Here is a 23,514-nt window from a genome sequence, read left to right as displayed (position 1 = left end):
GCGCCCGCGCATCCCGTACCGCGGAGGCTTCAGGCGCGGAACTGGTCCAGGAAGCGGCGATCGAGCCAGTTTTTCCAGCGCAGCGCCAGCCTGCCCTGAAGGTGCCGGGCCCCACGGCTGGCGAAGCCCGTGCCGTCCCCGAGGTTCATGATCCAGAGGTGGTGCCGCTGCGGGCGGAAGCGCCGCGGGGCACCGCCCCCGGCCGCGGCCAGCAGGTTGTGGAGCAGCACCGGTGCCTGGCGGACGGCAAAGACCCCGGCGCGCGGCAGGCGGTGGCCTTGGAGAGCCACGCAGTCCCCCGCGCCGTGGACCCGCGCGTCCAGCGGCGAGCGCAGGTGGTGATCCACGACCAGGCCGCCATCCTCCGCGAGGGGCAGCCCGAACGTGGCAAGCAGCGCCGGCGGGCGCAGCCCCGTGGCGAGAGCCACGACGTCGAAGGGCAGGGGGCCGGCCGAGGTGTCCAGCCGGTCCGGGTGGATGGCCGTGATACGGCCGGGAGTGACCTCCACCCCACGCCGGCGGAGGCTCTCCAGCAAGGGCCCGGACACCGTGGGGGGCAGGTTGCGAAGGGGCGGGCCGTCCCCGGCCAGGAGCGTGACGCGCAGGCGGCCGCCGCGCCGCGCGGCCAGGCCCGCAAGGCTCGCGGCGATCTCGGCGCCGGTGATGCCTCCTCCGGCAACAACCGCGCGCACGGCCTCCCCCATGGCAAAGCGTCGCTCCAGCGCCTGGCGCAGTCGCCAGAGGCTGGGGATGGGCTTGGCCGGGAAGACGCGGTCCGGCAGGGCCGCCGCGCCGGGCAGGGGCGCGGTTTCGCTCCCCAGCGCAAGGGAGATCAGGTCGAAGGGCAGGTCGCGCCCGTCATCGAGGATCGCGCGCCCTGCTTCCCGGTCCAGGCCCGCGAGCCGGCCGGCCACGAAGCGGGCGCCGGTCCGTGCCGCGAGGGCCGCGACGTCCACCTGGTCTTCCACCGGGGCGCACTCGCCGTTCAGCACGCCCGTGGCGAGGCCGGAATACCAGAAGCGACCGGGAGCAAGGAGCGTGAGGGCGTGGCCGCGGCGTTGGAACTCCGCCGCGTGGCGCAGCAGAAGCAGATGCGCATGGCCGGCTCCGGTGAGGAGAACGTGCTTGCCGATGGGGGGATCCTCGCGCGCCGTCCCGGCGGCCTATAATCCATCCATGCCCCCGCCCGAAACGGCCGCGCCGATCCCGCCGAGGACCGCCATACTGCACCGCACTTCACCGACCCTCTCCGTCATCCTGCCCCTTGCGCCCGACGAAACCGAGGACGGGCCGCTGCTGGATGCGCTGCGCGGACTTCCGGGGGGCAGCGAGGTGATCCTGGTGCGCGCCGGTGGCGGACCGCGCCCGGTGCCGCCGGGCTGGCCGGACGGCGTGATCCTTCGGCAGATGGAGGCGCCGCGCGGCCGGGCGCGGCAGATGAATGCCGGGGCGCGGGCCGCGCGCGGGGCATGGCTGTGGTTCCTGCACGCCGACAGCCGCTTCACGCCGCAGACCCTTCCGGCGCTGCTCCGCTTCACCGGGCGGGAGGAGGCGGCGCTGGGCTGGTTCGACCTAGCCTTCCGCCCGGACGGCCCCCGCCTGGCCCGGCTGAACGCCTGGGGCGCCAACTGGCGCTCGGCCCGGCTCGGCCTGCCCTTCGGCGACCAGGGCTTCGTGTTGCCGGCGGAGTCCTTCCGGCAACTCGGCCTTTACGACGAGGCGGCGCCCTATGGGGAGGACCACCTGCTGGCCTGGGCGGCGCACGGGGCGGGCCTGCCGCTGCGGCGGATCGGGGCGGGGCTTTCCACCTCCGCCCGCAAGTACGCGCGGTACGGCTGGGGGCGGACCACCTGGCTGCACTGGCGGCTGACGGCGGCCCAGGCCTGGGCCGCCTGGCGGCGGAACAGTGGGCGGAGCGCGTGAGCACCGCTCTGGCCATCTTCGTGAAGACCCCTGGCCTTTCCCCGGTGAAGACCCGGCTGGGCGCGGAAATCGGGACGGAGGCGGCGGTGCGCTTCCACCGGATGGCCTCCGCGGCCGTGGCGGCGGTGGCGCGCGCGGCCGGGGCGTCGCTGGTGCCGCACTGGGCCGTGGCCGAGCCCGCCGCGCTGGTTCATCCGGACTGGACCGGATTCCCCTGCGTCGCGCAGGGCGAGGGTGGACTGGGGGAACGGATGGGCCGGGTCTACCAGGCGCTGCTCGCCCGGCACGGCTCCGTGCTGCTGGTGGGCGCGGATTCGCCGCAGATGAGCGCCTCGCTGCTGCGGGGTGCGGCCGCGGCCCTGCGGGGCGAGGCGCCCTTCGTGATCGGCCCCTCGGAGGATGGCGGGTTCTGGCTCTTCGGCGGGCGTGCCCCCGTGCCGAACCGCGTCTGGACCTCGGTCATCTATTCGCGGGAGGACACGGCCGCGCGCTTCCAGCAGGCCCTGGCCGGGGAAGGGGCGGTCACCCCGATGCCGCGCCTGTTCGACGCGGACACGGCCACGGAACTCGCGGCGGTGCGGGACGCGCTGGCGGCCCTCGTGGCCCCCCTCCCGGAGCAGGCGGCGCTGCTTGGCTGGCTGCGGGGCCTCGGCCTGGGGTGAGGCGCCTTCGGCCGGGCCGCGCCGTTCCCGCTCGCCGCCGCGGGAGGGCTCAGGCCTTCGTGGCCACCAGCTCCCCGGGGCGGCGCAGGGCCTGGTCGAAATAGTCGATGGTGGCGCGCAGGCCCTCCGCCAGCCCCACCTTCGGTTGCCAGCCGAGCGATTCACGGGCGCGCTCGATGTTGGGCTTGCGCTGGCGGGGGTCGTCGCTCGGCAAGGGGCGGGCGACGATGCGGCTCGGCCCGCCGATCTCGGCCAGGATGATCTCGGCCAGCTCGCGGATGCTGAACTCGACGGGATTGCCGAGATTGACCGGGCCGGTGATCTCGGGCGGCGATTCCATGAGCCGCACGAAGCCGTCGATCAGGTCCGACACGTAGCAGAAGGACCGCGTCTGGCTGCCGTCGCCGTAGATGGTGATGGGCTCGCCGCGCAGCGCCTGCACGATGAAGTTCGAGACCACGCGCCCGTCGTTGGGGTGCATCCGGGGCCCGTAGGTGTTGAAGATCCGCGCCACCTTGATCTGCAGGTTGTGCTGGCGGCGGTAGTCGAAGAACAGCGTCTCGGCGCAGCGCTTGCCCTCGTCGTAGCAGGAGCGGACGCCGATCGGGTTGACGTTGCCCCAGTATTCCTCGGGCTGCGGATGCACGGAGGGATCGCCATAAACCTCGCTGGTGGAGGCCTGGAACACGGGAATGCGGAGGCGCTTCGCGAGTCCGAGCACGTTGATCGCGCCGTGCACGCTGACCTTCGTGGTCTGCACGGGGTCGCGCTGGTAATGCACCGGGGAGGCCGGACAGGCCAGGTTGTAGATCTGGTCCACCTCCAGGTAGATCGGGAAGGTGATGTCGTGCCGCACCACCTCGAAATACGGGTTGGCCAGCAGGTGGACGATGTTGTCCCGCGTGCCCGTGAAGTAGTTGTCGAGGCAGATCACGTGGTCGCCGCGCGCGAGCAGGCGTTCGCACAGGTGGGAGCCGAGGAAGCCGGCCCCTCCGGTTACCAGAACTCGCTTACGCAGGTGCATCCGCCGCTCCATCTTCGGGCCAGGGCCCAGGCCTTCCGCCATCGCGCACCCGCCGCCGCGCCGGCCACGCCAGGCGGGCAGGGCATGCCGCAACGCGCGCCGTCCTGGCCCCAGTCCCTATCCCCGCGGCGCGCTCCGCGCAATTCCATGGGAGGGAGCGCGGAGCCCATCCGGCGGCCGGGCGATCCGGCGACCGCCCCTGGCGCCCCTAGAGCGAGCTTCCGCCGCAGACCAGGATCTGCTGCCCCGTGATCGCGCCCGCCTCCGGCCCCATCAGGAAGGCGGTCAGGGCGGCGACCTCCTCCGGGGCGATCAGGCGGCCGATCGGCGGCACGCGCGGGGCGATGCCGGCGCGGGCGGGATCGCGCAGCATGGGCGTGTCGGTGGCGGCCGGGGACACCACGTTCACCGTGATGCCGCGCGGCGCCAGCTCCAGCGCCCAGGAGCGCGCCATGGCAACCAGCGCGGCCTTGCCGGCGGCGTACTGGCTGCGCTCCGCCGCCCCCGCCGAGCCCCGGCTTCCGATCAGCACGATCCGCCCGCCCTGCGGCAGCACAGGGGCCAGCGCATCGGCCAGCGCGAAGGCCGCGTCCACGTGCAGGCGCCAGAGGGTGCGTCCCGCTTCCAGATCCAGCGCGCCGAGCGGGCCGCCGCGCATCAGTCCGGCCGCGTGCACGAGGGCATCGGGGCGCAGTCCAGCCAACGCCGGTGCGATGGAGACGGGGTCGAGCAGGTCCACGGAGCGGTGATCGAGGCCAGGCCTCGGCCCGGGGTCGGTGCGGCTCAGGCCCGTCACCGTCCAGCCGTCACGCAGCAGGCGCGCGGTGATGGCGGCGCCGATGCCTGAGCTGGCGCCGGTGACCACCGCATGGCGGCTTGCCCCGGATGCCCCGGGGATGGAAGTGGTCTGCGTCGTCATGAACCCTGGCCGGTGCATCCGCCGCCGGTCGCCGGCGCGGGGAGGACGGAAACTCCGCCACTTCCCCGGCGGCGTCCAGGCCCGAGCAGCCCAGGGAATGCCCGGGGATGGTCAATGCCCGGCCCCAGGGCGCCCGGCTGCCCGTCATGGTCACCGTGGTGTTCGGGACCTGGCCGGCGGGAAAGGGTCCGCCCTATTCCCCATGGCCAGCGACGTCCGCGCCTATATGGAAGGGCTTCGCTGGATGCCCGCCGATGCGGAGGCGGCCCCGGCGCTACCTCGACCTTTCGCACGACGAACGCGCGATGGCCGCGCTGCAGCGCCGCGCCGTCAGGCCGCCGCGCCCTCAAGCCTTTGCAGATGGAAGGCGGAGGCCGGCAGCGTGTCGCGCAGCACCTGGAGCAGGTGCTCGTGGTGGCTGAGCAGGATCACCTGCGCCGTCTCGCTCAGCCGCAGCAGCGCCCGGAAGGCGGCAGCGGCGCGCGCATCGTCGAAGCTCTGCAGGATGTCGTCGCCGATGAAGGGCAGCACGGTGCCGCTTGCGGCGTGGTCCTCGATGGCCACAATTCGCAGCGCCAGGAAAAGCTGGTCGCGCGTGCCCTCCGAAAGCTGGTCCACCCCGGCCTCCTCGTCGGGGAAGCCGCGGGGGCACAGCGTGAGCCGCGCCGTTCCGCGCTCGTCCTCGCGGAAGGCCACGCCGGAATAGGCGCCGCCCGTGAGGCCCGAGAACGCATCGCCGATGCGGCGGAGAAGTGCGTCGTCCGTGCCCTCCTGCACGGCGCCGAGGGCGGCATCGAGCAGCCCGGCGGCCACCTGCATCAGCAGCGCGTCGTCCAGCGTCTGGCCGATCTCCCCGGCCGCGGCGGCCTCGTCGGAGGCGGCGCGCATCGCGAGGTCGTCACCGGCCAGTTGCCGCATCTCCAGCTCCAGCCGGGTGGCGGCGGCGACCTGGGCCTGGGCTTCGGCGGCGTGGCGGCCCCGCTCGGCCTCCGCCCCGGCCAGGGCCTGCTCCAGCCCCTCTGGCGGCTGCGCCGACGCCTCGGCCCTGAGGGCTTCCAGGCCGAGCCCGTCGCCGTTCTCCAGCAACTCGGCCTCGGCGGCGGCGCGCAGCCCGTCCTGGCGCGCGCGCTCCGCGGCCAGGGCGATGCGCTGCTCGGCCAGTTCGGCGCTCGGCGCCCCTGCGGCGGCGATCACCTCGCTCAGCGCCGCAGCCGCCTTGTCCAGCGCGGCCTGCTGCTCCCGGACCGCCTCAGCGCCGGCCGCGTGCTGGCGTTGCAGAACCTCCCTGGCCTCGGCGCGCGCGGCCTCGGCGCGGTGGCGGCGGTCGAGCTCGCGCAGCCCGGCCAGGGCATCCGGCTCTGGAGGAAGGCCGAGCGCCGCGCGCAGCTGCGCCTGGCCGGCGCGGAAACGATCCAGGGCGCGGCGCCAGGCGGCAACATCGGCCTCCAGCCGCGCGGCCTCGCCCAGCGCCGTGCCCAGGGCCTCGCGCAGGTCGAGCCGTGCCGCCACGGCAGCGGGGTCCGCACCCGCGTTCTCGCCAAGCTGCGCCAGGGCGGTGTCCCATTCCTCCCGCCAGCGCGCACGCCGCTCCCATGCTGCCTCCTCCTCGGCGGCGACCCCGCGCAGGGCATCGCGCGCCGCCTCGGCGGCGGCCAGGACGAGCCGGCGCTCCTCCTCGGCCGCGCGCTGCCGGCGAACGGCTTCCTCCGCGCGGTCCAGCAGGGCAGGGAGGGATGCCTCCGCCGGGGAACTGCCGAGCGCATCGGCCAGCCGGGCGGCGGCGGCCTCCGTCCAGCCCTGCAACTCCGCCAGGGCCGCCCGGGCAAGCCTCTCGGCCTGTGCCGCCGCCAGCCCTTCCTCCCGTGCGGAAAGGGCGCGCTGCGCTTCGGCGAGGCCCGCCGCGGGGTCCAGGCCAAGCGTCCCGATGGCCGCGCCCCAGTGCCGCCCGGCCAGCGCGCAGCCTTCCCCCGCGCTGGCTTCCGCCTCGCGCAGGGCGTCCACCGACGCCGCGCCCGCGGCAATGGAGAGGTCCAGGGCTTCGGACCGCGCGGCGCGTCCGGCGTCCGCCAGCCGCGCATCGGCCACTGCGTCGGCCGCGGCCACGGCCTCCGCATAGGCGAGCGGCAGGGGCCGGCCATGAGCGTATCCGGCCTCGGCAGCGGGAGCGGCCTCGCCCGAGAGGCGGCGGAAGACCAGGTCCCAGCCCGCCTCCCGCCGGTCTCTCGCGCTTGCCAGGGCGGCACGGGTCGGCGGCGGGCCGGCAGCCTCGAGCGCAGCCCGGTCGGCCCGCGCCGCCGCGAGAACGTCCTGCGCACGTGTCACGGCATCGGCGGCCCGCTCCAGCCCGGCGCGGGCGGCGGAAAGGGCGGCAAAGAGACGTTCCAGCGCGGCAAGGCCCGGCGGGTCGATCGCGGCCAGGACATCCGGGTCGCGCAGCGGAAGGGGAAGCCGGGCCAGCGCGGCGGCCAGGCGCGCCTCCGCCTCGGCAAGGGCCCGCGCGGCCGCCGCCCGCTGCGCCACCGGTTCCCCGCCGCGCCGTATCTCGCGCAGCAACTGTTCCAGCCGCTGGCCCCCGCCGGGCGCGGGCAGGGCGGCGAGGGCGCGTTCGGCCTCCTGCAGCCGCGCCGTCTGCGCCGCCCTTCGCTCCGGCAGGCTTGCCGAGGCGGCACCCTCCGCCGCGTGCTCCGCCGCCAGGCGGCGCAGCGCCGCGAGCAGCCGGGCCGAGGGCACGAGGGAAGCAGGATCCTCCGCACCGGCGAGGCCGAGCCCGGAGAGATGCCCCGCGGCCCGGGCCAGGGCGGCCGCCAGAGCGGCCTCCGCATCCGGCAACCCGTCCTGCGCCTGCGCCGCGAGGCCGGACGCGGCGAGCAGCGCCTCCAGTTCGGGGCCGCGGGCGAGAAGGTCCTCATCCGCGGGGAGGGCGGCGATCTCGGCCCTGAGCCGTTCGAGCGAGGTCTGCGCCGTGGCAAGCCTCTGGCTGGCCGCCGCGGCAGCCCCGCGCGCTTCCGGCAGGCGCCGGGCCAGGTCCGGCGGAAGGATCGGCGCGCCGGGGTTGGCCGCCACCCATTCCGCCGCCGCGTCCCGCCGGGCCAGCATCGGGCGCACGCGCCGCACCCGCTCCAGCCGGCGCAGGTGTTCCCCCGCCGCACCCGCCGCCGCATTGGCCGCATCCCGCGAGCCAAGCGCCTCGCGCAGCGCCCGCTCCCGCTCGTCCCATTGCTGCGGGCGAACCAGGCTGGCGTTGAGCTGGCGCCGAGCATCCGACCAGCGATCCAGCGCGGCGTAGAAGGGGCGCTGGGCGGTCTTGCGCAGCGGCGCCAGCCGGTCCCGCTCCTCCTCCAGGCTGCGGCGGAGGAGAGATGCTTCGCGCAGCCCCCCGGCCGCGGCCAGCAGCGCGTCGGCAAGCGCCCCGCCGGAGCTGAGCAGCTCCCGCCCTCCCTGCCGGAGGCGTTCCGTGTCCAGGGCATAAAGCTGGGACAACAGCTTCGCGTCCCCGCGCCCGAGCAGCCGGTCCAGCCAGCCCTGGTCGAGCGGGGCCTCCTCCGGGCCGGTCAGCGTGTTCTTGTTCCCCTTCCGCCGAACGAAGCTGAAGGGGGTTCCGTCCGAAGCAACCCCGCTCGCGGCGAGCTGCATCCCGGCATAGCCGTGGCGGAAGCCCATGGGCGTCTGCCCGCCGATCCCGAACAGCAATTCCCCGAAGGCGTGCCGCAGCACCGACTTCCCGGTGCCGTTGGGCGCGAGAACGAGGTTGATCCGCCCGGGCGCCGGGTCGAAGTCGAGGGTGGTGTCGGCGAAGCTGCCATAGCGGCGAAGGGCGAGGCTGGTCAGGCGCATCCTGGGCCGCTCAGCCCTGGGCAAGGCGGGCGAGAAGCAGGTCCCGGGCGCGGTGCAGCAACTCGGGCGGCAGCCGGCCCTCGGCCGCGAGCACCGCGGGATGGTTCTCGCCCAGGGCCTGCCGCAGCCTTCCGGCGCCGCGGTCCAGCATGGCCCCGGCATAGGCGCGGGCGGACTCGCCAGGCCCGGCGGCTGCGGACGGATCGGCGGCCAGCGCCTCGATGGCGTGAACCAGCCGCCCCACCGCGTCTTCGCGGGCCCGGAGCGCGTCGAGGTCCAGCATGGAGCGGGTGGCGACGCGCACCTCCTCCAGCCAGAAGGCGCCGGCCTCGGCCACCTCCAGCCCGGCGGCGATCAGCTTCTGCCGGAGGGCGGCGGGGTCGCGGGCAAGCGCCGCATGGGCGGGGCAGGGGCCTTCCAGGCGAAGGCGCAGCGCCAGCAGCCGCCCCTCGGCGCCGTCGAGCGCCGTGCCGATGGCGCGGCGGCAGCGTTCCAGCACCGCATCCTCGTCGGCCGCGCCTTCGCAATCCACCACCAGCCGCTCCCAGCGCACGACGTCGAGCGCGCGGTGCTCCACGGACACCACCCGGCCGTGCTGCACGTTGACCAGGCTCGCGCCCTTGGCACCGGTCTCGTTCACGTGGCGGCCCTGGAGGTTGCCGGGAAACACGATCCAGGGCTCGCGCAGCACCTCCTCCCGGGCGTGGATGTGGCCGAGCGCCCAGTAGTCGTAGCCATGGGCCGCCAGCTGCTCCACCGTGCAGGGGGCATAGGAGGCGTGGCCCGGGCGGCCGGTGGCGGCGGTGTGCAGCAGGCCGATGTTGAAGCGGTTGGCCACTGGCGCGGGATAGGATTGCGCGAGATTGCTCTGCACGTCGCGCGTGCCGAAGCTTTGTCCGTGCAGCACCACGGCGAATTCCGGCCAGTCCACCGTGTCCGGCCGGTCGGCACGCAGCAGCGTGGCGCCCTCCGGCAGGCGCAGCGAGCGGGTCAGCACGCTTTCCGCGTCGTGGTTGCCGCGGATGGCGACCACGCGGATCCCCGCGCGGGTGAGGCGCGCGAAGGCCGCCACCAGCACCTGCCCGGTGCGGAAGTCCGGCCAGTCTCCGTCGTAAAGGTCACCGGCCACCACCACGAAATCCACGGCCTCGGCGATGGCCAGCGCCACGAGGTTGTCGAGCGCGTCGCGCGTGGCGCGGCGGATGCGGGCGGCGGGCGCATCCCCGCCGAGCCCGCGAAGCGGGCTGTCCAGGTGAAGGTCGGCGGCGTGGAGGAAGCGGAAGCTGTTCAATGCGCGCCCGTGCTGCGTCGCCGGCACTCCAGGGGATCGGGGGTGCATCCGGCGCGCCGGCGCCCATCCTACCCCGCACGCGACGATTCGTCAGGACTGGGAGGCGGCGACCCGCGAGTGGGCCGCCGCCACCTGGTCAGGCCGCCCCGTCAGGCCGCCTGGGGCTGGCGGCGGCGGACGAGGCCGAGGCCGGCGAGGCCCAGTCCGAACAGCGCGAGCGAGGCGGGCTCGGGCACGTTCGTCGTGGGCGGCGGGATCACGGCGCCGAAGCCATCGAGATAGGCATAGCCCGTGTGGCCCGTGGGCTCGCAGTCCGCCGCGAGCAGCGACAGCGTGAAGGTGTGGCCGCTGAGCGAGGAGTCGATGGCGATCTGCTCGATCTGCCAGGCCGAGGTGTAGAAGAGTCCGCCCAGGGAGGAGAAGCGGGCATCAACGCCGCCGCCCCCTGCACCGGCATTGTAGGTGCGGCTGACAAGGTCGGTGCCGGTGGTATCGTCGCGCAGCGTGATCTTCAGCAGCGCGGACTCGTCCTGCGCGTGACCGCCGTTTTCCAGCACGGCCTTCCAGGCGAAGAAGATGTTGGCGTCGGTGTAGTTGGCCACTGTCTGGCTGATCGCAGACCCGAAGCCGCCGTTTCCTGTGTCCTCGGCGCGATAGGCGAAGTTGCCGCTGTAAACCGTGCCGCCGAGGGCGCTGCCGAGGTTCGGATCCACGTAGCTCGTGCCGATCACGGCCGAGCGCGTTCCGGCATCGGTGTTGAGCGGCCCACCGGGCAGGACGTTGGACGGGTTGAGGGAGGCGTTCGGCGTGTTCCCGCGGTAGCCGCCGCCGGTGGTCCAGCCGGATGCGGTCCCATCCTCGAAGGAGCCGTTCACGAAGCCCGCCGCAAGGGTCGTGGTGGACGAAAAGGCCAGAGCAGTGAGGCCGAGCAACGCGTGCGCTGTTCTGATCATCGCGGTGTTCCTTGTTCATCATTTCGCCCGGCGGGAGCTGGCCTGGCAAATGTCAAGGGTGCGACTTCTGTGCCAAAAAAGTATCGTTGTTTTGCAACGGGTTGCATCGAAAGAAAAATATTTTATGTTACGATGTAAAACCTATCGACAGGGATGATTTCGGTGTCCGAACCGCGCGCGGCCATTACGGGCGATCGCTGGCGCATCGTGGCGCGAAGCGCTGTTGCGAGGGGTTCCCGGCCGGGGTCGCTAGGCGCGCTGTTCTCGAGGGTCGAGCAGCCCGGCATAGGCCTGGAACATGGTTTCCTCGTCGTAGCAGGCTTCGGCTCTGGCACGGTTGTCGGAACCCAGCCGGCTTCGCAGGGCCGCGTCGCGCAGGAGGGGCCGCAGCGCATCCGCCAGGGCGGCATCCGTGCCGGCGGCGGGCGCCATGTGCGGGCGATTGGCCGGCGCCAGCATGGTGCGAACGTCGCCGACATCGGTGGAGGCGATCGCCAGCCCCGTGGCCATCGCCTCCAGAACCGAGAAGGGCATCTGCTCCGTGCTTGAGGAAAGCGCGAAAAGGTCCAGCCCCCGGTAAGCCGCCGCGGGATCCGGGATCGCCCCCGTGAAGAGCACCGATCCGGCGATGCCGAGTTCACCCGCCAGCGCCTCCAGCATGGGGCGCTCCACCCCTTCCCCGATCACCGCGAGGCGCATGGGCGTGCCCTCCTGCAGGAGAAGGGCAGCCGCGCGGATCAGCCGGGCGATGTTCTTCTCCGTCCGCAGGGCCGCGACGGTTCCGACCACCGGGCCTTCGCCCGGCACCTCCGGCAGGGCCTTGGGACCATCCGGGCGGAAACGGCGAAGGTCCAGTCCGTTCGGGATGTGGCGCAGCCTCCCCGCCGGAAGGCGCCACAGGTCGGTCGCCGCGCGCAAGAGCGTCTCGGAGGGAAGCACCACGGTGCTTCGCCGCAGGAGAAGCCGGCGGGCGAGCACGCGGCGCGGCTTCTGCCCGGCGCTCTCGTCCGGTCCGAAGCCGTCCTCGGTGTGGATATGCCGGATGCCGGGCGCCAGAAGGCGGGCCGCCACCCAGTCCATGCTGCCCCAGTTGCTGGTCACCAGGGCGGCAGGCCGCAGGCGGCGCAGGAGCCGTGCGATCCTGATCATCCCGCGCACCCCGCTGCCCTTCGCGGCAGGCGAGGCGACGAGCTCCAGCGGAACCTCCGCCTCCAGCCGGGCCGTGCAGTCGGTCCGCCCGTCCAGGGCCACCACCGCATGGCGCCAGCGCGGGCCGAAGCGGTTGGCCAGGGCGCAGAAGCGAACCTGCGCGCCGCCCACCGCGAAGGTCGGGAACACGTGCAGAAGAAGCGGCTGGCGCGCCGGTGCCATGTCGGATGTCTTCCCGGGCGTCGTTCGCGCCGTCATCGGATGGGGGAACCGGGCCACGGTGTCGCTGCGGCGCTCACGCCGCCGAAGCCGGGGAAAGGGCGCCGGTCGCGCCATGGCGGCGCCGCAGCAGGTCTTCGGCCATGGCCACGACGCGGCGGGCATTGCCGGTCCAGGTCAGGTCGCGCTTCAGCACCTCCGCCCTCGCGGCGGCGCCGAGGCGGGCGCGCAGCGCGGGGTCGGAGGCGAGCCGGGCAATCGCCTCCCACATCGCCCCTTCCCGCGCCGGGTCGAAAAGCAGCGCGGTGCGGCCATCCTCCAGCACCTCACGCAGGTTGGGCTGGTCCGGGGCCACGATGGCGCGGCCCGCGGCCATGTACTCGAAAACCTTCAGGGGCGAGGCGTAGGCGACGGCGGCGGGCTGAAGGGCGATGTCGAATCCCGCGACCAGCCCGGGGATCACCTCGTGATCCACCACGCCGTCGAAGCGCACGCGCTCGCCGATACCGAGCGAGGCGGCAAGCGATTCCAGCCCCGGCCGGGCCGGGCCGTCGCCCACCACGCGCAGTTGCAGGGCCTCCGCCCCGTTCCAGCCCGCCATGGACCGCACGACCTTGTCCATGCCGTGCCAGTCCCTGATGAAGCCGACGAAGCCGAGGGTCAGCGGGCCCGACGGCGGGCGCGGCGCGGGCTCGGGGTAATGGGCGAGCTGGATGCCATTCGGGATCACGGTGATGCGCTCGCGCGGCACCCCCTCCTGGGCGATGCGGTCGGCCAGCACCTCCGTGACGGGCAGCACGCGGTCGGCCGCGCGCCAGGTGTGGCGCTCGGCGGCGGCGGCGAGGCGGCCCAGCCGCAGGTTGCCGTGGCGCGCCCGCTCGTCGGCGAGGGGAGCGTTCACCTCCAGCAGGTAGGGCAGGCGGAGGCGGCGGGCGAGCGTGGCTCCCGCCAGGAAGAACAGGTTCGCGCGCTCATAGATCACGTCCGGCCGGAACTCCCGCGCGGCCTGCGCCAGCTGGCGGTACGCCGGAACGTTGTAGGCGAGCTCCGCCGCCTCCGCGGCCCACCCGGGCAGCAGGCGGCGGGCGAGCCCGACCGCGCGGCTTTCACCGCCCCAGCCGCCCTGGCCGTAGAAGGAAGGACCCACGAGGCGCACCTCGTGCCCTTCCGCCCGCATCGCCGCCACCATCTCCTCGAGGTGGACGCCCTGGCCGTCGCGCGACCCGATCCGGTGGCTGTAGAGAATCTTCATGCCGCGCTCCGCTCTTCCCCGGCCTTGCCCGCCCGCCCCTTGCCGCCACCCGTGCCCGGCGACCGGGCAGCCCACCATTCGCGCCCAAGGCGCAAGGCCTGTCCCGCCGCCTGGCGGGCGATCGCCGCCAGCCCCGAGGGGTGGAGCGGATCGGCGATGATCAGCCCGATCCTTCGCCGCCGCTGGCCGGCCCAGAGCCGCTTGTAAGGGTCATCGCCGCGGCCGAAGTCAACCTCGGACACGCCGCCATCGCCATCCAGGATGTCGGCCATCATCATCGCCGTGAGCACCGTGCCCGGCGAGTGTTCCCGCTCCGCCTCGTCATGGGCCAGCTTCAGCACAACGGCCCGCCTGCCTGAGACAGCCCAGTACTGCGCCGCGACCGGGGTGTCGTTCTCCCGCAGGCGCAGCACACCCAGCCTGAGCGTGCCCTCCGCGGCCATGGCCCGCATCAGCGTGGCATCGAACCGGGGGGAGGGCTCATGCGGCTTCCAGCTCCGGGCGCGGACGGCCTCGTAGGCGCCGATGGCCGCCTCCAGCCGGTCACCCGGGGCATCGACCGATTCGAACCGCATGCGCCGGAGGCAGCGCGGCGTCCTGCGCCGGATGGTGGACTGCAGCGCGGAGGGACGGCCGCTGAGGTATCCTTCCCAGCCATCCTCGGGCACGACGGGCTCGTGCCAGTTGCCGAAATGACCGAAGCGCAGCGGCACCAGCCCGGCCGAGCGCAGGCCCCTCAGGAAAGCGCCGAAGTCTCGCTCCTCCGGTGCCAGGCAGTCCAGCACGGCCGGGGGCTGGCCGCGAAGGGCCCGCCCCAGGTCTCGCCCGGCTTCGCGCAGCGCCACCGCCGGATTCGCGCCGGATGCCACGAGCGGTCGCCAGCCCAGCGAATACGGCGTGGTCAGGCTGTGCATCCGCCCGTCCCGGCGCATGAGCGGCATCAGCACCGTGTTTCCGGCACCGAGCGCAAGCAGTGGCTCCGCACCCTCCGGCAGGCCTGCCGAAAGCGTGGCCGTGTACCAGGCGCGCCCACCCAGCGCGTCCAGCCGTGCCGGCGGCAGGTGGCGGTCGCACCAGCCCGGAAGGGGCTCGCCTGGCGCGAGGGCGCGGAGGGCAGCGGACGGCCGGCGATGATCCGCGGGGGATGGCTCCGTTTCCGCTCCGACAACTCCCTCGGCCGCCATTGCCGGGGCGGATGGCCGGTCGCCTTCAGTCGCGGAGCGCATAAACCAGCCTCCCCATCCATTCACGCAACGCGAACCAGCTTTCCGCCAGATGGTCGGGCCGCGGGAGCCAGTCGCTGGCCCGTCCATCCGGGGCGCGGTCGGTGCGAACGGGGAAGGGCTGCGCCGAGACGCCGGCGCGCGCGAAGGCCTCCATGGCCCGGGTCATGTGCCAGCCATGCGTCACAAGGAACACCGTGTTGATGCCTTCCGTCCGCAGCATGGCCGCACCCAGCACGGCATTGTCGCGCGTGTCCCCGGCCGCCGCCTCGATCCAGCGGGTGGGGATGCGGAAGTCCTGCGAGAGGCTGCGTGCCATGACGATGCCCAACGGCTCGGCGCCCGGCGAGTTCGGCCCGCCCGTGACGAGCAGGGGCAGTCCGGTGCGGCGCTGCAGCGCGGCCCCCGCCCGCAGCCGTTCGAGCGTCAGCGGGCCGACCTCCGTTCCCGCGTCGGTGCGCGCCCCGTCGCCGCCCAGCACCACGATCGCCCCGGGCGGGGCGGAAGGCGCGACCGGCTTGGGGTACAGCGACGTGAGAAGGGTTCCCGCCACGAAGGGTGTGGCGAGCAGGAGCTGCAACACGGCCGCGCCGCAGACAAGCAGCAGGCCCGCCCGCCGGCCACGCCAGGACAACCCGGCCCCGAGGATCTGCAGGAGCACCAGCAGCAGGGGCGGCAACAGGAGAGCCGTGAGCGCGGCCTGAAGCATCAGGCTGGGCTGTTCACGGCAGAATCAGTCGGACGGGAGCAATGCGGGCGTGCGGTCATGCCGGCGATTGCGGCTCCAGCGCGGCGGCGGGGCGAAGGCCGGCCGCTGCGGAGGGTGCCGCCCGGCAGCCCGGCGCGGCCGACGCCGGCAGCCCTCGCACCGCGCGCCAGGACACGGGCTGCCCCCCCACCTCCTCGCGAAAGAAGGTATAGAACCCGTTGAGCCACGCCAGGAAATGGTCGAGGTCGGCGGCGCTGCGGACATAGGGCGTATTGCCGGGCGCGAGCGAGGGCGAGTGATAGGTGAGAACAAAGGTCCGGTGTCCATCGGCCACCATCACGCGGACCAGCCGCTTCGCCTCGTCCAGCGTCATGCCTTCCGGGCTCAGCCGGATCCGCTCGAGCAGGCCGAGATGCGACAGCGCACCGGTAAGACCCGTCCGGCCCGCGAGGCGGTGAAAGGCGACCGGTCCGAGCCGGGCGCCGTAACGCCGGGCGAGGCGCCCGACCAGCGCGCCCGTGACCGGGATTTCCAGCAGGGTGCGGTCGCGGTCGCACCAATAGGGCCGGGCTGAGATCCCCCAGGACCCCCACTGTCCCTGGCAGTTCGGCTGCCAGCCCGGGGTCACGCTCGTGTCGGCGAGGTAACCCAGGTGGCGCAGCACGTCCGCGGTGCGCGGCCCGACGCCGAAGCGGCCCGTCCGGTAGATCAGCGGCCGGTCGCCGAAGGCCTCGGCCAGCTTGTCCGTCAGCCGCCGCGCCTTTTCCAGCTCCAGCGCCGGGGGAAGGTTGCCGGCATAGGAGTTGTGCTCGCAGACCAGCTCCTCGAAGGGCGGCGTCACCCAGGGGTGCATCTGGGCACCCACCTCGCAGGCGCCGTCGCGCAGCAATTCCCGCAGCGGTGCGCGCCCGGCATCCTGGTTCGCCACCGGGTAATCGGCGAGGTAGAGCGGCACCACCCCGTGCCGCTCGAAGACGCGGTGCGCCAGGTGCTGCTTCGCCATGGAGGACACGTCCGAGGCATCGCGCGAGAAAGGCCGCGACCAGTCGAAGGCCTCCTCGGCATCCACCATCGTGACGAGGCGGGGACGCCCGTCGGCCGGCGGCGGAGCCAGGTGGTGAAAGCGCGTATCCAGCACGGAGGCCGTGGCGCCGAGGCCGGTTTCCATCTCGGGCCCCGCCGCCGGGGTGGATGCCCCTGGCATGGAGCCCGCGGCGGCGGGAACCGCCGGCGCCGTCAGCGGCGAGGGCCTGGTCTCCCCCGGCAGGGCCGGGCTTTCGCCGGGTGCGGCCGCCCCGCTTTCGCTGTTCTGCGCGTCCACCGGCAGGCCGTAGATGTCCAGGTACTGGCGCGCCACCGTCCGCATGCCGAACCGGCGGCGGACGAGATCGCGCCCTGCGGCGCCAAGCCGCCGGCGCAGCGCGGGGTCGGCCGCCATGCGCGTCACCGCCGCGACGTATTCCGCGGCGGTGTCGAACAGGCTGCCCGTTTCCCCTTCGAGCACGAAGCTATCGTTCACCCCGGGAAGGCGGCGCACCGCCACGGGCAAGCCGTGCGCCATCGCTTCGGGCACCACCGTGCCGAAACCTTCCATGCGCGAGGCGAAAACCAGGATATCGGCGGCCGCGAACCAGGGATGGGGGTTGGACTGCTCTCCGGCGAGGTGAACCCGTCCTTCCAGCCCCAGCGCGCGCGCGCGCTCACGCAGGGCCTCCACATAGTCGGGCTCCAGGGGGGGGCCGAGCAGCAGAAGACGGGAATGGGGCGCCGCGCTCAGTATGGCCGGCAGGTTTTCGATCAGGAACATCGGGTCCTTGCGACGGCACAGGCCGCCAACAAAGAGCAGCACCGTGTCCCCGGGCGCGAAGCCGAGGTCTTCGCGCAGCCGGGCTCCCGTGCCGGGCGGCTGTTCCGGCACCGTTACCCCGCAGGGCACGAGGAAGCACCGGGCGGGGTCCGCGCCGGCCGACAAGGTTTCGTTCAGCAGCTTGGGGCTGATCGAGATGTAGGCGTTGAAGAGGCCGAAGGCGCGCGCCACCAGTGGGCGCAGCGACCGCCTGTACTGATGGGTGAGCACCGGAAGGCTGTCGTCCAGCGTGGCCGAGAGCACGAGCCGCCGGCCCGCGAGGCGCGTCAGAAGATAGCTGAGGAAGTACCAGTCCGCATGGGTGCGGAAGTGCACGGTGTCATAGCGGCGGATGTTGCGCAGGAACCACCAGACGAGCGCCGCCTCCCGCCCGAGCGCGCCCAGCGGGCGGCGGCTGAGATGGACCACCCGGCCGAGGGTGGAGCAGGCCGCCGCCTCGCGCGGATCGGCCGGGCGCGGGGTATGGGTCACCAGCAGGTCGTGCCCCACCGCGGGCGCGACCTCCTGCATGACGGCGGAGGAGCGCTCCAGGAACACGCCCTCCCCGGTGAAGGCCGGACGGTAATATTTCAGAACGTGAAGAACACGATTCATTGCTTATTTCTCCGCAGCGCGGCTTTCCGTTGCGCCGCCTCCGTGGTCCGCTGCGACCAATGGATGGGATGGGAACACCGTTGGCACTGCAGGTGACGCTCGCCCACGCGCGCGACCTCGCTGACCTGGAGGAAGCCTGGCGCGGTCTGGAGGCGCAGGCAGCGCCTCCTTTCTTCCGGAGCTGGACCTGGGTGGGCTGCCTGGCCGGGGAGCGGTTCCGCGATCCGGTGCTGGTGCGAGCCGAGCGCGGCGGGCGGCTGGTCGGGCTGGCCCTGTTCAACCGCAGCGGACGCCCCTGGCACCGCCGGCTCTGCCTGTCGGAAAGCGGCGAGCCGCAGCTGGATGCGCCGTTCATCGAGCACAACGGTCCCCTCCTGGCGCCCGGCGAAGGGGCGGAGACCATGGCGGCGATGCTGCGTTGCGCGCTGCGGATGCGCGGAATCGCCGCGTTGCGCCTGAGCGGCGTGGAGGGCGCCGTGATCGAGGCGGCCCGCGCGGCCGGAGCCGTGGTGCCGCGCCGCCAGGATCGCTCCGCCCCGCTGGTGCGCCTCGATGCGCTGCGCCTCGCCGGGGGAGACTACCTCGGCGCGCTCAGCGCCAACACGCGCAGCCAGCTCCGCCGATCCAACCGGCGCTACGCGGCGGAGGGGGAGGTGACGCTGGATCGCGCGGACACCGTTCCCGGCGCGCTGGCCTGGCTCGACGCCCTGGTGGACCTGCACGGCGCCGCCTGGCGCGCGCGGGGGCAGCCCGGGGCCTTTGCGGACCCCTTCATGCTCCGCTTCCACCGCGCCCTGGTCGCGCGCGGCGTTCCCCGCGGAGAGGTCGACCTGCTGCGGGCCAGCGCCGGCGGACGACCCATCGGCTATCTCTACAACTTCCGCCTGGGCGGACATGTCTGCGCCTACCAGAGCGGCTTCGACTACGCCGTGCCGGATCCACACGCCAAGCCCGGACTCACCTGCCACCATCTGGCGATCGAGCGCGCGCTGCGGCTGGGCGACCATTGCTACGACTTCCTGGGCGGCGACGACCGCTACAAGCGAAGCCTGGCGACGGATGCCTCGACGCTGGTCTGGGCGGAAGCGGCGCGCAGCCGTTCCGTGCTGGCCGTCGCTGCGAGGCTGCGCCAGGCGGTGCTCTGGACGGCGGCGCCGTAGCGTTCTGCACCGCTTCATTCCGGCACCGCGGCGACGAGCCGCGGCTCCAGAGCGGAGGTCTCGGGCGGCGCCGCGCGGCGGATGCGGCGCAGGGCCAGCGCGGCGAAGGGATCGCGCGCCAGCCTGGGCCTCGCCTCCGGAACGGCGGCGAGCCAGTCCAGGATCATGCTGTCCGCCCGTTCCGGCAGGGCCCCGAAGCCGCCGCATCGGCCCTGGCCAGGATAGATGGTGTGGCGGATCGCACCGGATTCGAGCCGCCCGCGGCCCTGCTGCACCAGCCGCCGCAGGTGGCGCCTGATATCGGCGGGGCTCCAGGGGCGCAGCGGTTGCAGGGTCCAGCTCGCCTCAGGCTCCACCGCGATGTGCGGCGGGCGCCAGGGACTGCTGGCGGAGTCCAGGTCGTGCATCACGAAGGAGCCGAGCAGCCCGTCCCCCCTGTAGAGCCCGAGCGGCAACCGCAGGCCGGAGGCGGCCAGGCGCTCCACGAAGCTGCCGCGCAGCGCGAAGAGCGATCCGTGAAGCCCTGGATATTCAAGCATATCCGCCCGCAGGGCCGCCGCGCTGCGGCCGGAGCTGGGCACCGCCGCCGCGGCCATCGCGAGAGGTTCCGCCACCAGCCGCGCGGCCAAGCGGCGCAGGGCGTCCGGCTTCACGGCGGCATAGGCATCCACGAAGACGTGCAGCCCGGCCTCGGGGCGCAGCCGGTGAAGATACTGGTTGATGGCGTTGGACTTGTCGGCGTGGGGAATGGACCAGACGCTGCCGCGCAGGCGCGCTTCGCGCATCAGGCGCGGCGCCGCCTGCTCAGACCCGTCCGTGCTGCCGTTCAGCAGAAGCGACACCTCTGCCTGCGCGCCCGCCGTCGCGGCCGCCAGGGCCTCCAGGCAACGCGGCAGCGAGGCCATCTCGTTGCGGGCGAAGATGGCGATGCTCCAGGGCGCGCAGTCCTGCCCGGCCGGCCGGCTCCCGCCAGCCTCCGTGTGGTCCCGGTGCGGGATGGAGTCCATCAGCCGCTCCGCCCCGCATCCGCGGTCGCCCGCCCAAGGGAGTTGGTGGCGCCGGTCGGCCAGGACGCGGCAACGGCGGCGGGCCGCTGCATGGCCCATCCGCCGCTCCGCGCCGGGCCGGCGGGGATGCCGCGCCGTTCCGTTGCCGCGCGCCCGATCATGCCGCCCGGATCACGCCTGCACCGCGTCCGGCACGCGGGCGAAGCCGTGCAGGTCCGGTGATTCCCCGGCGAGGAAGCCCTCAAAGACCAGCAGCTGCCAGAGCGCCTGCGCATGGTCCGCCTGCCCGGCCGCGTGCTCGTCCACCAACCGGAGGAGCTGTGGTCCGTCGAAGAGGCCCGAATCCATCATTGCCGCGCCGTTGAGACGGGCGCGCAACTCCGGCGCGCGCGCGCGGAACTGGTCGCCGATCCGGTCGGCGAAGCCCTGCTTGGGCGCCGAAAGAACCGCCTGCGGCAGGAGCGGCGCCGCGACCTCGCGCAGAAGCTGCTTGCCGACGCCACCGCGCAGCTTCAGCGACGCCGGCAGCCCCATGCCGAAGGCGACCACGTCCGGGTCCAGCAAGGGTGGGCGCACCTCCAGCGAAACGGCCATGCTGGTGCGGTCCACCTTGGTCAGGATGTCGCCCGGCAGATAGGTGTGCAGGTCCGCGTACTGCGCTTGCAGCAGCGGCTCCGCCGGGTCGCACTCGGCCATCAGGGTCGCGAACCGGTCGGACGGATCGTGCCCGGACAGCGAGGCCCGGAGCGCCGGGGAAAGCAGGGCGCGGCGACGTTCGTCCTGCAGCTTGCAGACGGTGCGGTAGTAGCCCATCGCGCTGTCGAGGCTGAGTTCCGTCAGGGTGCTCTTGGCGCGCAACCAGCGCGGTGCCCCGGCCAGCACGGGATAGGCGCGGGCCAGGCTCGCCACGGCGCTGCGACGGAGCGCGGCCGGCAGCAGGCGGCGCGCGGCTTCCGCCAGGGTGTGGAAGCGGTAGCGGCGGTAACCCGCGAAAACCTCGTCGCCCCCGTCGCCGGACAGGGCAACGGTGACGTGCTTGCGCGCCATGGCGCAGACCGCGAGGGTCGGCACGGCGGAATGGTCGCCGAAAGGCTCCCCGAAGATCGCGGCCTGACGGCGGGCGGCCGCGAGGTAATCGGCGCTGCCGGTCTCGGCATGGTGCAGGGTGCCATGCGCCTCGGCGATCTGAGCCGCGCGCGGGCGCTCGTCCGCCGTTCCGGGAAAGCCCATGGTGAAGGTGGCCAGCGGGGAGGATGAGGCTTCCGAGGCCAGGGCGACCACGGTGCCGGAATCCACGCCGCCCGACAGGAAGGCACCGAGCGGCACATCCGACATCAGCCGGTCGCGCACGCTGCCGCGCAGCAGATCCGAAAGCGCGCCCCGCGCGTCCGCCGGCGCCGCCGCGACCGTGGTGGGCGGACGCCAGTAGGCGCGTGGCGCCGGAAGGGGCGCCGAGGGAACCGCGTTGCGGTCCAGAAGCAGGAAATGGCCCGCCGGCAACTTCAGGACGTCGCGGTAGATGCAGGCCGGATCCGGCACGTAGCCCAGGGCCAGGAAATCCTCCACAGCCCCGGGGTCCAGGCGGCGGCTCATGCCCGGCAGCGCCATCAGCGCGCAAAGCTCGGAAGAGAAGGCGATTCCGCCGGCAGGGCGCCGGGCGTAGTGCAGGGGCTTCTCGCCCAGGCGGTCCCGCGCGAGCAGCAGCGTTCCCTGCGCACGATCCCAAAGGGCGAAGGCGAACATGCCGTTCAGCCGATCAAGGCACCCCACCCCCCACTGCGTCCAGGCATGGAGGATCGCCTCCGTGTCGGAATGGGTGCGGAACACATGCCCGGCGCCCTCCAGCTCGCGCCGCAGCGCGAGATGGTTGTAGATCTCGCCGTTGAAGACGATCACCACGCCGCCATCGGCCGTTTCCATGGGCTGTGCACCGCCACCCAGGTCAACGATCGCCAGGCGCCGGTGCCCAAGCCCGAGCCCCGCTTCCTCATGATAGCCGGCGCCGTCAGGACCGCGGTGGCGCAGAGCGTCCGCCATGCGGCGAAGGTCGGCGCCATCGGGCGGCGTATGCGCGCCCGGGCAGAAAATTCCGACGATCCCGCACATCAGGCCAAAGCTCCGGAAAAGGCGGTGCAGAACTCACCGCACGGCAACGTTTCGATTGCAGGATATAGTGTCGGCCGGTGACGGAATATTGACGTTTCGGCGTTACCACCCTTTTGTGAACAGACCGGAAGCGGCGCGGCGGGGCAGTCCCTGTCGCGGAGCGCGACCTCCGCGAAGCCGGAGGCCCGGGCAGGATGGGAGATATGCAAATGAATGTTCCCTACCTCGCCGATCCCGAGCTGGCCTGTGAGGACGTTAAGCTGCCTTCCGCCACTCCGCTGGAGGCTTCCGTCGGTTCGCTGTCCGAGGGCAGGGTCTCCGAACGGCTCGCCTGGCCGGTTGCCGCGCTGGTCATCACGGCCGTCTCCGCCTTGCTCTGGGCGGTGCCCGCCACATTCGCCGTCTGGCTGTTCCGGTAGGCTGCTCCATCCGCAGCAACAGGCTGTTCCTTCATCCAGTCGAGCGTGGCCGCAAGCCCTTCCCGCAGCGATACTGGCATGCCCAGGCCGAGCACCGTCTGCGCCCTCTCGCGGCTTCCCAAGGAGTGCCGGATCTCCCCCAGGCGCGGCGGCTGGTTCCGCACCTCCAGTTGGGTGTCGCAGAGCGAGGCGATGGTCTCCGCCAGCGCCCGCACCGAGGTGGGCTGCCCCGTGCAGACGTTGAGCACCGGCGCCTCCGGCGAGGCGCGGTCCATCGCCCTCATCAGGGCCGCCACCACATCCGCCACGAAGATGAAATCCCGCGTCTGCTCTCCGTCGCCATAGAGATCGATGCCTTCGCCGCGCGACAGGCGGTCGCAGAAGATGGAGATCACGCCAGAATAGGGCGACTTCGGGTCCTGCCGCGGGCCGAAGACATTGAAGAACCGGAGGCCGCAGCTCGGTAGCCCATGAACCTGCCCGGCAGCCCGCGCGTGCTGCTCGCAGCCGAGCTTGTCCGCGCCATAGGCCGAGAGAGGACGCGGGTAGGTGGTCTCCTCCAGAGGCAATGGCCCCGCATCGCCGTAGGCTGCAGCGGAGGAGGCATAGACAACCGGCAGCCGACGCGGCGAGGCGGCGTCGAACACGGCAAGGGTGCCCGAAAGGTTCACCCGGTGGGTGGCCAGCAGTTCGCGCACCCCCCGTTCCACCGAGGCGATCGCGGCGAGGTGAAAGCACCCGTCCACGCCGTCCATGGCTTTCCGCACAGCGGCGGGATCCGACACGTCGCCGAGCACGAAACTGGCGCCCGCGCGGAGGTTCTCCATCTTTCCGGTGGAAAGGTCGTCCAGGATGCGCACGGCGTCACCGCGCGCAAGCAACGCCTCCGCCAGATGGGATCCGATGAAGCCGCAGCCACCGGTCAGCAGATAGGTCGCCAAACGCCGTTCCTTTCATCGCCAGGCGAGGGTGGGCACGCCGCTCCCCAGAACGGCGCGCACCGGGCGATCAGGATGGCTGTCCCGGCACCGGACCGCCCAACGCGGAGGGGCCGGGCGCGCAAGCGCCCGGCCCTGACCGCCTCGCTCGCGGTGGCAACGCGCCACCACCTGCACGGCTTCACACGGTGTCGCTGGAACCCTTGCGGCGGCGCACCAGGCCCATGCCGAGCAGGCCCATGCCGAAGAGGGCGAGGGAGGCGGG

At 73.2% G+C, this 23,514-nt stretch carries 19 protein-coding genes; 3 read left to right on the top strand and 16 right to left on the bottom strand.

The features are described from left to right. Positions 1-29: 29 nt before the first annotated feature. On the bottom strand, positions 30-1,133 hold the full coding sequence (locus ACFFIC_RS28080; protein WP_377056721.1) for an NAD(P)/FAD-dependent oxidoreductase: 1,104 nt from the start codon (positions 1,131-1,133) through the stop codon (positions 30-32). On the opposite strand from ACFFIC_RS28080, the gene ACFFIC_RS28075 reads away from it, so the two are divergent. Both ACFFIC_RS28075 and ACFFIC_RS28070 read left to right on the top strand, forming a co-directional pair. Beyond that, the gene (locus ACFFIC_RS28075; RefSeq protein ID WP_377056719.1) at positions 1,132-1,923 is read left to right on the top strand and encodes a glycosyltransferase; all 792 of its coding nucleotides are present in this window, start codon (positions 1,132-1,134) and stop codon (positions 1,921-1,923) included. The genes ACFFIC_RS28080 and ACFFIC_RS28075 overlap by 2 nt on opposite strands. Then, the gene (locus ACFFIC_RS28070) at positions 1,920-2,585 is read left to right on the top strand and encodes a TIGR04282 family arsenosugar biosynthesis glycosyltransferase (RefSeq protein ID WP_377056679.1); all 666 of its coding nucleotides are present in this window, start codon (positions 1,920-1,922) and stop codon (positions 2,583-2,585) included. The genes ACFFIC_RS28075 and ACFFIC_RS28070 overlap by 4 nt, the downstream gene beginning before the upstream one ends. 49 nt (positions 2,586-2,634) lie before the next feature. Here ACFFIC_RS28070 and ACFFIC_RS28065 read toward each other — a convergent pair whose 3' ends face one another. From ACFFIC_RS28065 to ACFFIC_RS28020, 10 genes are all read right to left on the bottom strand, one after another. Continuing rightward, positions 2,635-3,609 carry a UDP-glucuronic acid decarboxylase family protein gene (locus tag ACFFIC_RS28065; RefSeq protein WP_377056677.1) on the bottom strand — a complete coding sequence of 325 codons (975 nt, stop codon included), beginning with the start codon at positions 3,607-3,609 and terminating at the stop codon, positions 2,635-2,637. 208 nt (positions 3,610-3,817) lie between these two features. Then, positions 3,818-4,528, bottom strand: a complete 711-nt coding sequence (locus ACFFIC_RS28060; RefSeq protein WP_377056675.1) for an SDR family NAD(P)-dependent oxidoreductase — start codon at positions 4,526-4,528, stop codon at positions 3,818-3,820. 330 nt (positions 4,529-4,858) lie between these two features. Continuing rightward, the gene (locus tag ACFFIC_RS28055) at positions 4,859-8,362 is read right to left on the bottom strand and encodes an AAA family ATPase (RefSeq protein WP_377056673.1); all 3,504 of its coding nucleotides are present in this window, start codon (positions 8,360-8,362) and stop codon (positions 4,859-4,861) included. Between the two features lie 10 nt (positions 8,363-8,372). Continuing rightward, positions 8,373-9,701, bottom strand: coding sequence for a metallophosphoesterase family protein (locus ACFFIC_RS28050; protein WP_377056671.1), 1,329 nt, complete (start codon positions 9,699-9,701; stop codon positions 8,373-8,375). A gap of 101 nt (positions 9,702-9,802) precedes the next feature. Then, positions 9,803-10,606 (bottom strand): PEP-CTERM sorting domain-containing protein, encoded by an 804-nt coding sequence (locus tag ACFFIC_RS28045; protein WP_377056669.1) that lies wholly within the window; start codon positions 10,604-10,606, stop codon positions 9,803-9,805. Between the two features lie 249 nt (positions 10,607-10,855). Further along, the gene (locus ACFFIC_RS28040; protein ID WP_377056667.1) at positions 10,856-11,977 is read right to left on the bottom strand and encodes a glycosyltransferase family 4 protein; all 1,122 of its coding nucleotides are present in this window, start codon (positions 11,975-11,977) and stop codon (positions 10,856-10,858) included. Between the two features lie 73 nt (positions 11,978-12,050). Next, positions 12,051-13,226 carry a glycosyltransferase family 4 protein gene (locus tag ACFFIC_RS28035; RefSeq protein WP_377056665.1) on the bottom strand — a complete coding sequence of 392 codons (1,176 nt, stop codon included), beginning with the start codon at positions 13,224-13,226 and terminating at the stop codon, positions 12,051-12,053. Next, positions 13,223-14,452 carry a GNAT family N-acetyltransferase gene (locus ACFFIC_RS28030; RefSeq protein WP_377056663.1) on the bottom strand — a complete coding sequence of 410 codons (1,230 nt, stop codon included), beginning with the start codon at positions 14,450-14,452 and terminating at the stop codon, positions 13,223-13,225. The genes ACFFIC_RS28035 and ACFFIC_RS28030 overlap by 4 nt, the downstream gene beginning before the upstream one ends. Further along, on the bottom strand, positions 14,436-15,158 hold the full coding sequence (locus ACFFIC_RS28025; RefSeq protein ID WP_377056661.1) for a YdcF family protein: 723 nt from the start codon (positions 15,156-15,158) through the stop codon (positions 14,436-14,438). Before ACFFIC_RS28025 ends, ACFFIC_RS28030 begins: the two co-directional genes overlap by 17 nt. Positions 15,159-15,213: 55 nt before the next feature. Next, entirely contained in the window at positions 15,214-17,619 is a 2,406-nt protein-coding gene (locus tag ACFFIC_RS28020) for a glycosyltransferase (RefSeq protein ID WP_377056659.1), read from the bottom strand. Between the two features lie 80 nt (positions 17,620-17,699). On the opposite strand from ACFFIC_RS28020, the gene ACFFIC_RS28015 reads away from it, so the two are divergent. Beyond that, a complete protein-coding gene (locus tag ACFFIC_RS28015; protein WP_377056657.1) occupies positions 17,700-18,779 on the top strand; it encodes a GNAT family N-acetyltransferase in 1,080 nt (359 codons plus the stop codon). A gap of 14 nt (positions 18,780-18,793) precedes the next feature. Here ACFFIC_RS28015 and ACFFIC_RS28010 read toward each other — a convergent pair whose 3' ends face one another. From ACFFIC_RS28010 to ACFFIC_RS27990, 5 genes are all read right to left on the bottom strand, one after another. After that, positions 18,794-19,786, bottom strand: coding sequence for a glycosyltransferase family A protein (locus tag ACFFIC_RS28010; RefSeq protein ID WP_377056655.1), 993 nt, complete (start codon positions 19,784-19,786; stop codon positions 18,794-18,796). After that, on the bottom strand, positions 19,786-19,947 hold the full coding sequence (locus tag ACFFIC_RS28005; protein ID WP_377056653.1) for a hypothetical protein: 162 nt from the start codon (positions 19,945-19,947) through the stop codon (positions 19,786-19,788). Before ACFFIC_RS28005 ends, ACFFIC_RS28010 begins: the two co-directional genes overlap by 1 nt. Before the next feature lie 10 nt (positions 19,948-19,957). Next, a complete protein-coding gene (gene asnB / locus ACFFIC_RS28000; protein WP_377056651.1) occupies positions 19,958-21,892 on the bottom strand; it encodes an asparagine synthase (glutamine-hydrolyzing) in 1,935 nt (644 codons plus the stop codon). 220 nt (positions 21,893-22,112) lie between these two features. Beyond that, entirely contained in the window at positions 22,113-23,252 is a 1,140-nt protein-coding gene (locus tag ACFFIC_RS27995; protein WP_377056649.1) for an NAD-dependent epimerase/dehydratase family protein, read from the bottom strand. Positions 23,253-23,430: 178 nt separating this feature from the next. Further along, positions 23,431-23,514, bottom strand: an 84-nt coding sequence (locus ACFFIC_RS27990) for a PEP-CTERM sorting domain-containing protein (RefSeq protein WP_377056717.1), incomplete at its 5' end; no start/stop codon positions are given.

Source organism: Muricoccus vinaceus (genome assembly GCF_042433125.1).
Taxonomy (GTDB): domain Bacteria; phylum Pseudomonadota; class Alphaproteobacteria; order Acetobacterales; family Acetobacteraceae; genus Roseomonas; species Roseomonas vinacea.
This window is presented reverse-complemented; position numbering and strand designations above follow the sequence as displayed.

Coding starts and splice junctions, on each gene's coding strand:
- ACFFIC_RS28005 (WP_377056653.1), bottom strand. CDS start 19,947: ATGATCGGGCGCGCGGCAACGGAACGGCGCGGCATCCCCGCCGGCCCG.
- ACFFIC_RS28010 (WP_377056655.1), bottom strand. CDS start 19,786: ATGGACTCCATCCCGCACCGGGACCACACGGAGGCTGGCGGGAGCCGG.
- ACFFIC_RS28035 (WP_377056665.1), bottom strand. CDS start 13,226: ATGAAGATTCTCTACAGCCACCGGATCGGGTCGCGCGACGGCCAGGGC.
- ACFFIC_RS28060 (WP_377056675.1), bottom strand. CDS start 4,528: ATGACGACGCAGACCACTTCCATCCCCGGGGCATCCGGGGCAAGCCGC.
- ACFFIC_RS28030 (WP_377056663.1), bottom strand. CDS start 14,452: ATGCGCTCCGCGACTGAAGGCGACCGGCCATCCGCCCCGGCAATGGCG.
- ACFFIC_RS28040 (WP_377056667.1), bottom strand. CDS start 11,977: ATGGCACCGGCGCGCCAGCCGCTTCTTCTGCACGTGTTCCCGACCTTC.
- ACFFIC_RS28020 (WP_377056659.1), bottom strand. CDS start 17,619: ATGAATCGTGTTCTTCACGTTCTGAAATATTACCGTCCGGCCTTCACC.
- ACFFIC_RS28055 (WP_377056673.1), bottom strand. CDS start 8,362: ATGCGCCTGACCAGCCTCGCCCTTCGCCGCTATGGCAGCTTCGCCGAC.
- ACFFIC_RS28050 (WP_377056671.1), bottom strand. CDS start 9,701: ATGCACCCCCGATCCCCTGGAGTGCCGGCGACGCAGCACGGGCGCGCA.
- ACFFIC_RS28075 (WP_377056719.1), top strand. CDS start 1,132: ATGGGGGGATCCTCGCGCGCCGTCCCGGCGGCCTATAATCCATCCATG.
- ACFFIC_RS28065 (WP_377056677.1), bottom strand. CDS start 3,609: ATGCACCTGCGTAAGCGAGTTCTGGTAACCGGAGGGGCCGGCTTCCTC.
- ACFFIC_RS28045 (WP_377056669.1), bottom strand. CDS start 10,606: ATGATCAGAACAGCGCACGCGTTGCTCGGCCTCACTGCTCTGGCCTTT.
- asnB (WP_377056651.1), bottom strand. CDS start 21,892: ATGTGCGGGATCGTCGGAATTTTCTGCCCGGGCGCGCATACGCCGCCC.
- ACFFIC_RS28025 (WP_377056661.1), bottom strand. CDS start 15,158: ATGCTTCAGGCCGCGCTCACGGCTCTCCTGTTGCCGCCCCTGCTGCTG.